9 protein-coding genes are annotated in these 15,735 nt (G+C 36.1%); 2 read left to right on the forward strand and 7 right to left on the reverse strand.

All coding sequences use genetic code 11. From position 1 onward, the window contains the following. Nucleotides 1-104 precede the first annotated feature (104 nt). The 7 genes from ED312_RS21680 to ED312_RS21710 are packed head-to-tail and all read right to left on the reverse strand — an operon-like array spanning nt 105 to nt 12,791. The gene (locus tag ED312_RS21680; protein WP_123218120.1) at nt 105-1,877 is read right to left on the reverse strand and encodes an AIPR family protein; all 1,773 of its coding nucleotides are present in this window, start codon (nt 1,875-1,877) and stop codon (nt 105-107) included. A 2-nt stretch (nt 1,878-1,879) separates the two neighbouring features. After that, nucleotides 1,880-3,781: an AAA family ATPase gene (locus tag ED312_RS21685; protein WP_123218121.1), complete on the reverse strand. Its 1,902-nt coding sequence runs from the start codon at nt 3,779-3,781 to the stop codon at nt 1,880-1,882. Further along, entirely contained in the window at nt 3,771-7,457 is a 3,687-nt protein-coding gene (locus tag ED312_RS21690; RefSeq protein WP_170164592.1) for a Z1 domain-containing protein, read from the reverse strand. Before ED312_RS21690 ends, ED312_RS21685 begins: the two co-directional genes overlap by 11 nt. After that, nucleotides 7,454-8,917 (reverse strand): ATP-binding protein, encoded by a 1,464-nt coding sequence (locus ED312_RS21695; protein WP_123218123.1) that lies wholly within the window; start codon nt 8,915-8,917, stop codon nt 7,454-7,456. Before ED312_RS21695 ends, ED312_RS21690 begins: the two co-directional genes overlap by 4 nt. Further along, entirely contained in the window at nt 8,914-9,702 is a 789-nt protein-coding gene (locus ED312_RS21700) for a DUF3883 domain-containing protein (RefSeq protein WP_123218124.1), read from the reverse strand. Before ED312_RS21700 ends, ED312_RS21695 begins: the two co-directional genes overlap by 4 nt. A gap of 7 nt (nt 9,703-9,709) precedes the next feature. Next, nucleotides 9,710-11,158 (reverse strand): hypothetical protein, encoded by a 1,449-nt coding sequence (locus tag ED312_RS21705; RefSeq protein ID WP_123218125.1) that lies wholly within the window; start codon nt 11,156-11,158, stop codon nt 9,710-9,712. Beyond that, nucleotides 11,136-12,791, reverse strand: a complete 1,656-nt coding sequence (locus tag ED312_RS21710) for a DNA cytosine methyltransferase (RefSeq protein ID WP_123218126.1) — start codon at nt 12,789-12,791, stop codon at nt 11,136-11,138. Before ED312_RS21710 ends, ED312_RS21705 begins: the two co-directional genes overlap by 23 nt. Before the next feature lie 998 nt (nt 12,792-13,789). Here ED312_RS21710 and ED312_RS21715 point away from each other — a divergent pair. Then, entirely contained in the window at nt 13,790-14,233 is a 444-nt protein-coding gene (locus tag ED312_RS21715) for an FEKKY domain-containing protein (protein ID WP_148044347.1), read from the forward strand. A 198-nt stretch (nt 14,234-14,431) separates the two neighbouring features. Next, nucleotides 14,432-15,346, forward strand: coding sequence for a hypothetical protein (locus ED312_RS21720; RefSeq protein ID WP_123218128.1), 915 nt, complete (start codon nt 14,432-14,434; stop codon nt 15,344-15,346). Nucleotides 15,347-15,735: the final 389 nt, after the last annotated feature.

Genomic DNA, 15,735 nt, shown 5'->3' on the forward strand with positions numbered 1-15,735 from the left:
AACCGAAACGCATGGCACTAACCAACCGTTTTCACTGGCACAAATTGTTCCGAGATATCCAGTGATTTCGATATTGGAAAACTACCAATAATAATACATATAAATCAATTGAATAAACATTCTTTCAACCTTAACCAACATTCTTCTTTTTTAGCCCATTCACCATATAATGCTCCAGGTGCATTCTTTTTTATAAACTGTTCTACCTGAATCATTAAACTATAAATTATACCACTCAATTCTTCAGATACTCTTTGATTTCTCCAAATATCAAATAGATTTATTTGAGAGCCTTTTCTAACAGATAGTAGTGCAAGAGTATAAGGAACTGTAATATATCTCATGTCTCCAATAGAATTCGGTTTTATACCGTATAGTTTTTCCGCCGTTCTAAATAAAATAGTCTTTGCAATTACATCTTCAAAATAGGCATTACTTAGATCCTCGGTAATATTATATGCAATAAAATGCGCATAATTTTTCTGACTACCTCTAACAACTATATGTGGTCCAATAACCATCTTGTCATCAACATACACTTCATTCCATGTATTAATATACTTGGCTAAAAGCTCTTTAGTAATAAATTGATTTTTAGGGTTTTTTAGGTCAAATGCCTTCAGTTTAGATTTTGTTGTCCCTTCTCTTAATCTTGCATTTCTATATTGACCTCTCGCTCTTTCGTAAAACCATCTTGTCTGATGTGATTTACCGCTAACAGGGGGAGCCCATGTATTTCTGGATAGTTTTTCAAGTTCAACATGAAATGGTGTATTGGAACTAAGATCTGAGATAGAGACTTTATTTTGAGTATTAGCATACTCTGCGATACGGCTGACTATTTCTGTAAAATTATTCTTGTCTTTTATAACACTCAATTTGACTTGGACTACAATATCTTTTATATCCGCCTTATCCTTCTTCCATGTGTGATATATAGATGCTGTTGTCTGCCCTCCATTTACGATCTGGAGATCTTTTACAGATTCAATCAAATATCCCTTTTCTGTCTTTTTGAGCCTTAAATCGTCAGCAGTGGCTGCAATACCATTATTAAAAGCCAGAAACATGTGTGGCTCTTTCTGGATAGTATTTCGTATTCCTTTATTTATTTTTCCAGTAAATTGTAAAAAAGACCTCACGTTCTGTTCTAAGAGTCTGGCTCCATATTGCTCATAAACGGAGACAAGTGCATGTCCAGGGATTAAAGCCAGGTAAGACTGATATTCAGGATTATTTATATCCGCTTTAATACATGGTACTTCAAAACCGTCCTGTTCAAAATCAATTTCAATAGGGATATATTCTTTTTCTGAAATATTGAAGAGATAATTCAGGTCAATCACTCTGAAAAAAACAGGAATCTCATTCAATTCTTTTTGTGAAGGAATCTCCCCGTTATAAATGCCGTCGGTTAAGATGAATATATTTATTCTTACTAGGTTTTCCCTTAGTTCTGCTGACGCATTTAAAGTATGTGCAAAGTCAAATATCTCAGATGATTCTTCCAGGCTATTTGCATATTCTCTATTATCAGCTTTTTTCAAAAAGGAAAGTAATCGTTTTGCTGCATTATCAATATCTGATTTCTGTATACGTAAAGGTTCTTCCGTACACTTAAATACTGTAACAAAAAGATCGAGGGTTTCATAATTATCAGCAATAGCATAAGCATTTATTTTATGACGGTTTCTTGGCACGATACTTTCATGGAAAGAAATCCTGACATCTGCAGTTTCTCCTCCTTCCGACAAAAGAGCAATTGCCTGAGTAGTAAATAACTGCTCTAATGAACCTCCTTCTTCATTTGAAAGCTGTTCTGACCGAATATCCTGTAATAATTCGGTATAAAACCGGTTGAGTTCCTGTTGTGCCATAATTAAATCAGTTCAGATATTTTTTTTCCTTCAGCAGTGTAAATTTCATCGAACATAAAATTTTCATAAAAAGTATATGATGTGTTGGGTTCTGCTGAAATATGAAATATAGATCGGCACAATTTCTCCAAAGAGGAATAATTGTTCTCTAAAATCTCAAAATTTGAAAAATTATATCCTCTTGTTCTATATTGAGTATGAAAAACTGCATTTAAAAATATTTTATGAGTACCGTATTGAAAGTACCTCAGATTACTTCTTAATTCAAATCTATAATAGTAGCTATCATTCTTGAAATCATTTTTAATACTGTACATCTGAATTGCTTCAGTATCTTTCACAGATAATATGACTTTTGAAACTATTTTCTGAAGTTCATCTAAAATTTTAAATCCAGTAATGAGTTCTGTTTTAAATATTGAAGATTTCAGATCATCATGAGAAAGAGGATTTAGTAACCGGTTTTTGATTCCAGTCAGCTCTTCAATAAGTGGAAATCGAATTCCATATTGATTAACCAAGCTTTTAAACTGATCTATCATTTGTTGTAAAGAGATAAATCTGAAAGTATCTACATCTGTATCTTCTTCCTTTTTTAATTTATAAAACCATGCATTATCATTTTCTGAAATTGAAAGACTTCTTTTTGATAAAGCGATTACACTATTGTCTCCCGATATACCATTAAAATCTGGATATAAAACATTTTCAGGAAGAATTCTCTTTAGCTCTTTTTCAAATGCCTTTCGCAGATAATTGGCACAGGCAGGATAATCTCCTTTTGTCAGATGATACTCTGCTCTTTCTCTATACGTATCGGATTTGCGTATAAAGGGACGTTCAATATCATGACTATGGTTATCTACATAAAATTCTGTTTTTTTCCAACCTTCAAGATATGGTTTAGCTACATTAAACCATTCTCTGTCATAAGTCGTGAGGAAAATCTGAGTATCTTTAAATGAACTGCCATCTCCCAGATTATCCGCAGTAAGTATTTTCAGTAAAGGAATTCTATTAGTCATATCCAGCCCGATAAAGATATCGTCCAGGAAAAGAATTTTTAATTCTGCAGGAGGAATGCATAGTTGATGCGCCAGAAATACAGAGATCGCTATAGCTGTAAGACGGGCTTCGTTCAGCATATCATCATGTTCTGGCAAGTGTTTACCAAAAAGCTTCACTTTAAATGATATTGTTGGATGATTCAGTGCGTTATCATTTATTATCCCATCTGTATATTCTATCTTCAAACTGCATTCTTTGTGAAAAAAAGCAAGCAGCATATTTGCTTTCGTTTCAAGCTCTCCGAAAAGAGCTGTAACATTGGTATTGTAATCCGTCAGAGCTTCCTGATCCAATCCTCCACATTTAACCCAGAGATTTTTATAAGCTATTTTATTTTCCGGTTGTGCCGGTGCAGGAACAACCATATCTGAGAATAATCCATCTTGTCCAAGAAATAAAGAAACCAAATCGGGTTCCTGATTATCCTGCCTGAAATGTAGTTTGAGCAAATCTCTATAACTGATAAATCCATTGGTAATATTTGTCTGAGTAATATAGTTTGTATTACCGCCCGATTCATTATTAACCAATAGGTATTGATTACCATCAGAGGAAAACCTATGATGGCTATTATCATCAATTTCTATATCAATAAAGGGCTCATCCGAAGTATTCCCTGCTTCATAAAACAAGTTTTTCTGAAATGGTTGCGGATTTAATGCTGCATTAAAAAAATCTTTTAAAGCCCGAAAAAGTGATGATTTCCCGCTTCCGTTTTCACCATATATCAGTAAGTTCTCTCCGTTAGGGAGATCTATCTTATAACGTGACGATTCCTGATCACCATTTACCAGGAACGCCCTGTAATTGCTGATATGTATACGTTTAATTTTCATTCGTCAGCGTTTGGTAAATAAGTTTGAATTCAGGAACTGTATTTATGGCATACACTGCTTTTTTTACAGTACTCTGCGGAGCATTCAGTATCTGATAATAGCTTTTTACTTGTTCTATATCGTTATTATATGGCTCGAGGTTTCTTAATTCCGAAAGAACACTTAAGCGGTTATTTTTAAATATTTCCGGAAAATAAATCTCAAAGACAGCTACATCCATAACATTCATAAAGTATGAACTGATTACCCTTTTTTCTCTTGATACCTGATCTTGCTGAAGATGTAATATACTTTTTACCAAGGCAATTATTGCTATTGTATATTGAGTGTCAGTAACAACCGGAAATTCTCTGATTAGTATTTCCATTTTTTCTCTTTTTCGGTCTATATTGTAGAAGGCAAAAAGTGCAGAATTGAACAATGCCAGTAAATACTCCAAAGCTAGCTCTGAACTTTGAACAGTCAGGCAATTACTATCGGCAACAAAACCACCATCAGAAAGTGTAAACTTTTGATCAGTATATATAACAGGAGCTATGATACTTTTCCTTTTTGTCAGTATCTCTCCTGCATTTACGACCTGAAAATCAGGATAAGGTTTTGTATAGTATCTGTTAATATCTTCTGCTCTGATTAAAGGAACGCTGTCTTCTGTTGGTTCCAGTACTGCAACAGTTTTCGTTTCTCCTACATTATACTCTTTACTGTAACTTATGTTAATCCCTTCTTCAAAATCAAGTGAAAATTCTTTATTGAAGTTTTCTTTATCTCTCATCCTTCTAAGGAGAAATGCTTTCATTTCACTGTCTTTTTCTTCTGTTTCGGCTACCAAAGGATCATCAATTTCTTCTTCATCCAGCTCATCAGGATAATCCAATATCTCCTTTAGAAACTGCTCGTTGACTGCATATTCTAAAGAGAATGCATCTTTCATTTCAGGGAAACTAATAGCCAAACCAATAATAGGTACAGAAGAAAGATTTGGCTTATTATCATCTGGTTGAGGATCTAAAAAATAAATAATTAATAAACCATTTTCTTCTGGCCGATTACTTTTAATTTGTAGAGGAGCGGGATACTTTATTTTTGAAACATCTCTATCAAAACGTCGTGCTATAAAGATTGATTCATTTAAAGCCTTATCAATCTGTTCATCTGTCAGGTCAATATATTCATGTCTTGGATCTATAATATGAGATTTATTAACCATATAGTAGCTTTCTTTCGAACTAGAATCTGTTCTTCTTGTCAATCCAACTTCAACATCATTATTAATTTTTGTTTTCTTGTTAGTTGTTGTATTATTAATAAGAGCCACTGTCCAGTTAATAAGTAGATTCTTTTTTCGTTGCTCTTCTATAAATCTAATTATGAGTTCTGTATTGAAACTTAGTTGATCTGTTTTATAGCCATCAAGGTATTCAATTATTTTATCGCTATTATTATGTTTTATCCAAACAAAATGATTTCTTAATGCTGGGTCTGAATTAGGTATTCGATCTGGAAATCCTAACTCATTTATAAATTTTAATGTATGGTTATAGTTTTCCAAATGCAGAGGATCATTCTTCTTAAAAGTATATGTTTCCTCCAAAACGCTTGAAAAGTTTAATCGCATTATATGTTTATAACGAAACTTATTGGCAGCAGTTATAACAAGTGATCCTGGATGTGTTCTTACCTTGAGCCCAAAGTCCGCTGGGGTTTTATCAAGATCGCTCATTCTATCAAATTCAGCCCGCATTTCTTCCGTAGCCACTGTAATATGTTGATACCATTGGATAAGCTCATTACTCGTAAATAATCTGCACAAATCCAGATATCCTGGACGGTAACCAAACCATCTGCCCATCTGCATCAATGTGTCGTACATTTTTGACGCACGAAGGAAATACGTAATTGTCAGACCTTCAAGAGTAAGTCCCCTAGAAAGTTTATTACCCCCAACTGCAATTACAGAAAGTCCATTTTTATTATCATAATAATCAAGTGGCCGGATATTTTTATGTTCAAGCCCCTCAACTTTTGTATCGCCATGTACAGATCTGACTTCTATTTTAGCTACCGCAGGATATAGATGAGATTCTATATCCATCCAAGACATTTCTTTTATGGATGGATCTTTGACCATTGGATTAGCTATAATATTTTTTGTAATGGGTACAAATTCTTCATTCCATAGATGTTCAAGTTCTCTCAGGAATGCATTATCATTAAATTCTACTAAACGTGCATAAGTTTTTACCTGTTCTTCCACCAAACGGCCGATCCTAGCCTGCCATTTTATAAACCTTGTCACGTGTATCAACATTGAGTTATGTTCCTTTTCCTGACCACGGGCTCTTCTGGCTGCACATGATAAAAAGAAACATTTTATTGCTTTATTAAGGCTTGGCGGGAGTTCATCAGGTTTCTCATCATCCATTTTATGCCCATCCTTTATATAATTTAAATAGTCATCTACAGGTTCTATTAAATCAATCAATGGATAGGCCGGGTTGTCATAATCTTCAATGGATTCAATAGTCTCAATACCAAAAATTTTTTCTGGTCCGATGTAGTTAGAAGGAGCTGGTATATTAACAATAAAGTTTTTTGGAAAAATGTCTTTTCCTAAAGATAGAGGTATATTATGTACGTTATAATCAAGTCCTTTGACATCATCATCTGTATATTGCTTAATGAAAATATTTGCATAAGGAGTAGCTGTATAACCAATATAAGCACTCTGTTCAAACAATTTCAACATAGAACGGATACAGGCATTGATTCCTGAAACATAGTTTTTACTGATATTAATGGATGCATTATCTGCCTCGTCATCAATAACCAGCAAAGGTAGATTTTTGATCTGCTTTTTTCCATCCTCCATTGTTTCTGCTCTGGTTGCCAGCCAGCCCAGCAGATTTTTCATAACAGAAGCATTTTTCTTGATGACCAGTACTATTGGATCATTACTACGAATATTTATACCTGAAGTCTCAGAAGCCCTTCGATTGAAATCTCCATTAATTTCATTGGTAGTCAGAGAGTGTGCTACCAGATTAGGGTCAATCTTACCAACACCGATTCTATTTGTGGTTTGAGTTATACTTCGGGCTTGCTGGGTATCAAATCCTAGAAACCCTTCATCAATACGAAGCTGGGTCTGTGAACGTAAGGTATTGTGAATCCCTGCTAATACAATAATCAACCTATATCCGGTATCCGATGCCTTACATATCAACCCAATATAGTTTCCGGTTTTTCCGGATTGTACATGACCGACAATTAATCCTCTTTTATCAAAAGGAATATTGCTTCCCGGGCGAATTAATCTGTCAAGAATATCATCCGTCAGATTGTCCATTTTATTCAGTGTGTCCGGAGCATAATTCTTTTGTTCCAGCAACCTTCTGTAACGATTCCAGAATTTCCACGGTATTTCTGCTTTTGCATTTTTTATCCAGGGAATTCTCTTTTTATCTTCTTCAGCGTCCAGTATACGGTATTGGTCAGAAAAGACAGTATATAATGATTCCAGTTCTTCACGGAGAGTTGTCAGTTCATGCGCAGGAAGAAAGAATAGTTTATTTACATTCTCTACCGTATTTTTTATTAAATCGGCATTCATACTTTCGGTTAATCCCGAAAGCATCGTAATACATACATTTTTTGCCTGTTGATAATTACTCATAGACATTCAATTAATTCCGGATATTCATTAAATGGTTCAATCAGCAATAATCTGCTTTTTGCCTGCTCCGGGGTGTTATTATTATTATTCAATAATGACTTATATACTGTTTTCAGTAATTCTTTCAGTTCATTAGAAGCTGCCATTTTTTCAAACGGTCTGAAAAATGAATCGGGGTTTTCAGATTCATTGATAACAATCAATGGAACCGGTAGTGTTTCTTCCAGCAATCTGAGAAGCGGTTTTATAGTTTTAATATCCATTGATGTAATGAAAGGATGTTCCTGATTTATCTCGTAATAGCGTTTCCCATCCTTTTGTTTTTCTATCCATACAGGTTGAAAATACTGAGTTCCGGAATTCCGTTGAACAACCTTACCTCTGTGCCTGTAAACCTCAACAGCCTGAGCTTTTACTTGGGAAGCATAGGCTTTCAGATTGTCTTTTAGTCCGAAAGGAGCTCTTGCTACCGATTTCTTAATATCAATCTGCCATTCTCCGTCCAGACTATTCGGCAGGTCAATCATTATTCTTGCGAGCTTGAAGTGTTCTTCTTTTCTAAACAGCCCCAACCATTCTCCACTAACCAGCATCCGTTCATTCCTGTATACATAAAATCCCTGTTGTGCATTCCAGCCTCTTACACCTTCAGCATTTCTGAATTCTTCCGGCGTGAGTTTGGATTTATGAGGTAGTACAAAACCTCGTACTATAATCTTTCCATTGTGCAGAGGCTCTTCAGGAAAATTCTGTGTTGCTGTATGATGTATCAGAAAAGGATTCCATGCCTCAACTTCTCTGCCACTGAAGAATATTTTTATTTTATTGCCTTCGATGTATCGATGAAAAACAGTTGCGATATGTTTTTTGACACGTTCCATCGTTTGAAGAAATTTGTTATAAGCTTTTTGATTCTCAGCGGCTATTCCTTTCAACAGATGATCCAGGTCCTGCCAGATGACAATCGTTCCTGAAGATAAATTCTGAATTTGCTCTTGCCAGTTTCCATTGGGTAGTGATGCTATTAGTTTCCACTCTTTTGCATGATGATATACATAATCAAGATCCCATGTCCAGAAAACAGGTTCTTTCGATTGTTTTTTGGAAATGACCGTGTACTTTCTGCATTGTGAGAATGAGGCGGTTTTCAATCCCAGACCAAAACGACCAAGATCATTTACATCCCGTTCTTCATTAGGGTCTCTGGAACCAGGACGCATTGCATTAATCAATTCATCATTCGTCATACCACAACCATCATCTTTCAATGAAAATGTGGTGGCTGCTCCATTCCAATCAAAATCTATCCATATATTTTTTGCTCCTGCCGATATTGAATTATCCAGTATGTCCGCAACAGCTGCTTCCATACTATATCCCACAGCTCTGAACGATTCAAGCATATTAACTGCAATTGGTGCAGCATCAGCGGTTGGATATTTTGAATAGTCTGTAATCATGATAAATTCGTTTTAAGCTGTCGGATTTCAGTAGATGATACTGTCCAGTTCACCTGAATGACAGTCTGCAAATTTCTCTTAGGAGAGAGTTTTTCATATGGATTATTAATAACAGTAATAACCGGAACTTTATCAATATTACTGACAAGAACTAGATAATAATCGGTTTTCATTATACCCGCTGTTTCCCATTCTTTCCCTGTAATTAATATTCCTCCTTCATCTTCCAAAAACCCTTTAACTTCTATGGCATAAACTTGTCTATCAGACACTATAATCTGAAAATCGTATCCACAACCGTAGTCTCTCATATCCATAAAGTCTTTTCCCTGAGGAATATTTTTCTGACCAGATTTGAACCATTCCATAAAGATTTCTTCGGCCTTTTTTCCAGTGATATTCCTTGGAACATATACCCGTTTTTTCTTTTTTTCTTCAGGTAGAATTGCCATAAGCAGCTCTAAATCTTCTGACTTTTCAATATCTTTTGCCAGAATATCCAGAACAATACTTTGGAGAGTAGGCTCATCAATATCCTGCAAGGCATTGATAGTATTAATTATACTCATAGTCATGGGTCTTTTGTGCCATCCTTTACGATGCGGATGGGCAACATCAAACTCATCACGTCTGAATTTAATATAATTAGGCAGTATATCAAGGGCTTCTGCTGTTTTATGGAAAGCTTCTTTATCTGTCTTGTATCCGAGATTAGACAACGCTACTTTGTCAAATCTTGATAAATAATATGCTACAATATGTGCCAGTTTTCTGTTGCCATCCATCACTTAATTATTTAAAATATCTGTCTTTCAACTGTGGCAGCATTGATAGATCTCTTTCCAGTTCATATTTAGAAGACAAGGCAGTCTTTAATTGTCTTCTACTCGCTATCTTATCAATTTTATCGAACAAAGTAGAATCAATTACTGCAGATGTAAAAATTCCATATCCGTCGGCTTCATATTGTTCAATGATATCTGAAATATCAAGAACCTTAGTTGCGGTCAGAGAACTATTGGATTTAATTAATTTACACTGAAATATAAATTTCTCTGGTTTATTGCCAATTCTTTCCTGTGTATAAACTACAATATCTCTTCCTCCATCACGACTTCTTGATTTTCCCATTTTTCTAATGGTTTTATTATCAAATATGGGATTATAATATATAAGATCATAACATAGTTCTTCAAATGATTCATCATCAATTTGTGACCAGTCACAAGATATATTTTCTTTCAATCCTATTAAGGCTGATGTAGTTCGAAATATTATAGCTGCATCTTTATTTAGTAAATTAATTTCGTTAAAGTTCAGTTTATACTGATCCCAAAGAATTACTTTGTATCCATTTACTATAAACTGTATAAAACCTGCAAAGTCTGATATGTATACTTCAGATGTATTATTAAAATGATAAAGCCAGTTATGATGCTGATAAAATGATGTTTCTTCATTAAAAACATGACTAATACATTGATAGGCTTTAGCTAAGGAAGTAAATGATATAGCTAATACATAATTGTTACTAATGACAAAATAATTACCGTTTAATGAAAATAAGCTTCCCACATCAAAACTAAATTTTTCTATTGAAGAATGCTTTTTTAGAATCTTTTTAAAATCACTTTGTGGTGGGATTATCCAGGATTCACTGGAGACATAAAAGTCTTGTTGTATTGTATCTGAATACATACATTTCCAGAATCCGAAAAGATGTTCAGGATTTTGCTTTAATATATTGCTTCGAAATTCTTCAGGGTTATCATAATCAGATTCATATTCATTATAAGCTCCATTAATAAGGTTCGCAAAATAATCATCTGCCAATTCCGGAAACTTCAATTTCCTCTTTTTAATGTTTTCTTGGTATTCTTCGAGACTTTCTGGCCACCAAAACTCATCTTGATGTTCGCCAGCCAAGGCTTGACTGATTTCGTACAGCAGTTCTTGTAATTCTTCTAACTTTTTGGGCACAATTACGAACTGTGCAATAGGATGATACCCACTTTTCCAGTCTATTTCAAAAGATTTTACTTTTCCTAATACCGCAATTTCTTCACAGATATAAGAAGCTTCCAGATAATATATTGCAAGATCCGAGTATTGGCGAGCCCTTTCGACAACTTTCTGAAATAGAAATCCATTACTGTTCTGACTGAGAAACAGTTTGATTTCCTCTGATGCTATTCCCTTAGAAGCTGCTTCATCTATATTAAATTTCTTCAACTGCTTCATTATTTACTATTGGAATTAAAGCGAATATTTCAGCTACAACCTCTGCAATCTGATATGCCAGGTACGGAGGAACAGCATTTCCTACCTGGTGAAACTGTTTTGTACGTCCACCATAGAAATAATAATTGTCAGGAAATGTCTGTACACGGGCTGCTTCTCTTACTGTAAAACTTCTGCTTTGTTGCGGATCGTAGTGGATAAAATAATGCCCGTCTTTGGATATGTGACTGGTAACTGTAGTAGCCGGAATGTCCGGCAACTGTACGCGAAAACGATCTGTAAATTTTCCAGATTCAGCATTTTCATGATCTGGCATTAAATCATCTCCGGCATCTCTGTAATCTTCAAGACGCGGGAAATTTCCATGCAATTCTGCATAACGACTCGCAAACATATATCTTTTGATATCCTGAAGTAAATGTTTACGCGATACATGATGAAGTATCCCGTTAAGATTATTGTCTGAATACCAATTTAACAAAGGATGATCTGCTGGTAAATCATAATCTTCTACAGCAATAAACTCTTCACCTAAAGTCTCCGGAAGTATCAATTGTTCTGCTTCAATTCCAAGAACATTATTAATCTGATTATTAAATTCCTCCATATAAGCTGACCATTCTTCAAAGCAATCATTTATCCTCTCATAGTGTCTCTTTTTTCTCAACTTTCCTTCTTTATCTGGCTCTATAGTAAAATGTGTGAAACTACGGGTAATGCCGCTTCGTATTTCCGGTAGGTTTCCGATAACAGAGGAAAGAGGAACTTCGTCACTTTTTTGAAGAATTTGTTCAGGTACCGGAATATTTTCACGAATTCCTAATAAAATTACCCTATGCCTTTTCTGAGGTATCCCGTATTCTTCTGATCTGATGATAAAGTCATTATGCTTAAAAACAGGGGTACCATCAGGGTTATAATCCCTTGGGGTCTGAGTGAGAGAGTAGATACGATAACGAACATGTCGCTGGTTGTTATCCTCTATTTCTCCTTCAGAAATACAAGCTCCTATCGGATCAGAAAGATCTTCCAGAATTTTACTGAAAATCTGGTTCTCTTCTGTTTTAGCAGATAATATTCCTTTTACATTTTCCATTACGAAAACTGCAGGTTGATGAACAGCAATTATTCTCAGATACTCTTTATAAAGTCCAACCCTTTTATCTTTAGCTTCATCGAGTATTTTTTCCTGTCTTCTTGATCTGCCCATCAGTGAATATGCCTGGCATGGAGGTCCTCCAATCAAAACCCAGTTAACACGACCTCCCAAAGCATCCTGAATTTTATTATCGACTTCTTCGTTTGTCAATGCATTGACATCTCCTTCATCAGGCTCTCCCAATGTTCCACAACAAGTTTCCAAATCAGCTAAAGCAACTTCTTCAGGAAACCTGCTATATAACTCACTAATAGTAATTTCTCCCCTTACAAAAGCATAATAATCCTCAGGAACTTTACCAACATTAAATTCCCTGAAAAAACTTCTAAGCTTTAATGTTTGATGTGCATATGTATCCTTTTCTATTGATAATTTAATTTTAAAAATCCGTTCTCCATTTTCATCAAGAAGAGAAGAAAAACCCTCCCCAAGTCCTCCAGGACCAGCAAATATGTCTATTATTGGTATTCCCATCTTGTCAATCAATTAACCCTTTTCTATAAACTTCTATTCAAAAATAATTATTAAATAGCATCTTTTACATAATATCATAAAAATCGAGGTGTTATCACCAAAAGAACATATAAGTATTAAACTAATCCACGTTTGAACTATGTGGAAATGAAGGTCTATTGTAACCAGAGTTTATAACACACCATAGAAGGACTTATAAAAATCCTTACTTTACGAAGTATTTTAAAACGCTGTGAATGTCTCCGGCTTCCCACTCTATTGGTTAGGTAAACAACAGACCAATAGGTAACGCTCCTCTCTGAAAGGCCTTGCAACATGGTATTTCACAACCTTAAAACTGTGGCGGCTGGTAGTACTATTGCGGTAATTGTCTTATGTGCACTGCTCCTACTAATCCTTGTTTCAGCGGGGCTCAAAACAAGCACCCATCGTATCATGCATGCAAAAGGGTTTTACATATACCATGTAAAGTAGGCATCCCTTCTTTTCAGGTTTGCAACTTCGCTCTCCGGCCCTTCCATAAAAAAACAATACAAAAAAGGCTACGTTGAGGCAGTACTCTTTGCCTCCTCATCACATAACCTCCCGCTGGCGCTCGTTTGAGCAAAGCGGAAACGAGTGCCTATCGTTCCGGGCGTTTGCAACGCCAGGGAAAGGACTTGTTAAGACGGTAGGAGAAAGTAGGAAGCATGGAACAGGAAGAATGTCTCTGACTTCGCAGCCCTGCTCTACGAAGTATTGAAGGGCCAACCCGCTTTACAAAGTATACGCTGAAGTGTAGCCTTACCCAATCTAAGACACTGTTCAATTGAATTAGTCAAGATTTGATCTGACAGTTACGAGTAAAAAAAGCAATTTTAAAACACCCCGCTGCCGCACGATTGTATCATGGTGGCATCTTTAATTTGCTGAGCTTAACCCTACCCGGGGCATATAAGGGGATGCATGGCACGGGAAAGTGGAATTGTGTATATTTAGGGTACCAAGCAATATGTTAAATGAAAAATAGCGTTCCTGTATTCCTGTACTTTTTAGCTTTGACTACTTTCGGGCAAACGCCCGGAGACAACAACCAAACCGTATTAGGAAAGCCGGAAGAACAAGCTGTGAAGCAACGCCATAATGCCGGGCCATCGTCGTTGACATTTGTATCGGATGAAAGCAAAGCCAGGCAACTGGCGGAATCCGATATAAAAAACGGAACTCCATTCTTGTTGCTTATGGGAGGCATTGCCCCTGTGATGGTAGAAACCGACCCTGAATTTGAAAAGAAATATGGCATCTTTTTTTATGAATATGGCTGTACCGGCCCGGATGATAAAATGTTGACCGCCTATAACGAAACCGTTTTTGATTTTCTGACCGACACGTTTGGTAAGAAATGGATGAGAGAAGTGAGGGATGATGTTATAGGGTTAAAAGCCTGGAAAAGGAAGAGATAATATAGCCCTATCGAAGCAATTCGGGCAGCAAAGCCTTCCCGGACATATAGCTACAGACCATTTGTAAACCGGAATAATGAACAAGAAGAATTATAAACTAAAAACGCCCCCCGTGCGCGATTGTATCGCGTTCCCAAGAACTACAGAGACAAAGGAGGCTGTGCATAGTTTGCAAACCGTTACCAAACATTTAACAAAATGATGAGAAATAACAACTTTATAGTTGCAATACTTGTATTGGCCCTATTTTTAAATGCGTGCAATACCAAAAAACAACGCACAAAAAACAGTGATTCACTGGTTATAGAAAGCCCTTATTTAGGCCAAAAGCCACCAGGTTTAATTCCCGAAGTTTTTGCCCCGGGCATTATTTCGACAGAAGCGTATTTTGAAGCTGGCGGTACGTTTTCACCAGATATGAAGGAGTTCTATTTCGTTAGGCAAGGTGGAAAATATGAAAAACGCACACCGCTTGTTATTCGATATGAAAATCATAGTTGGGGAAACGAAACTGTGACCGATATAATACACCCATTCTTTTCTAAGGATGGTAATATTATGTACCGTGGAAATACATATCGGGAACGAACCGACACTGGTTGGTCAGATATAAAAAACCTTGGAGCACCTTTCAAAGACTTCCGCATTATGGGGCTCTCGGTTTCATCTAAAGGAACATACTATTTTGATGAGGCAAGTAAGATAGGCACTATTCGCTATTCACGATTAATAAACGGCAAACATGAAGAGCCACAAAAAGTGAGTAAGGAGATTAACACAGGAAAATGGATCGCCCACCCCTTCATTGCCCCGGATGAATCTTATTTAATGTGGGATGCTCAGAAAGAAGATGGATATGGTGATAACGACTTGTATATTAGTTTTCGCCAGAAAGATGGTTCATGGGGAACAGCAATTAACATGGGAAATAAGATAAATACAGCACTCCAGGAAAATGGCGCACACGTGACACCCGATGGAAAATATCTGTTTTTTTGGAGGGGATATGAAAAGGTTAGAGAAGATGGAAGTACTTATTGGATAGGAAGCATTTATTGGGGAGATTTTATTCAGCTAAAAAAAGAACTTCTTGAGAATAAAAACATCAATTAGCAACCAAATGGTCCTCGTTTGAGCACCGCGGAAATGGGAATCTAACATATAAAAGCATTTGTAACGCTTACCAACAAGCAAAAACACACACAACTGAAAGCTAAACAGACATATTTAAATTTATGAATAGTTTTTGCTGGTCCCCGCCGCCCGAAACCTGAAACTGAGGCTTACCCTGCTCTTCGAAGTCTTGCAGGCCGCGGTCCTCGTTTGAGCCTGGTGGAAGCGAGCCCCGGATGGTATACCTTATTTTTACTGCAACACAGGGACTTCCATATAAAAGGCAGTCATGCCTATATAGTTGGCGGTAGCATTTAGTTTTTCGGTCAGTATCTTTTCTATGGTGGTCACCGGGGCATCCGGGACGTTAAAGGAACAAATACACCTTA

Origin of the sequence: Sinomicrobium pectinilyticum, assembly GCF_003725735.1 — a bacterium.
GTDB classification, from domain to species: Bacteria; Bacteroidota; Bacteroidia; order Flavobacteriales; family Flavobacteriaceae; genus Sinomicrobium; species Sinomicrobium pectinilyticum.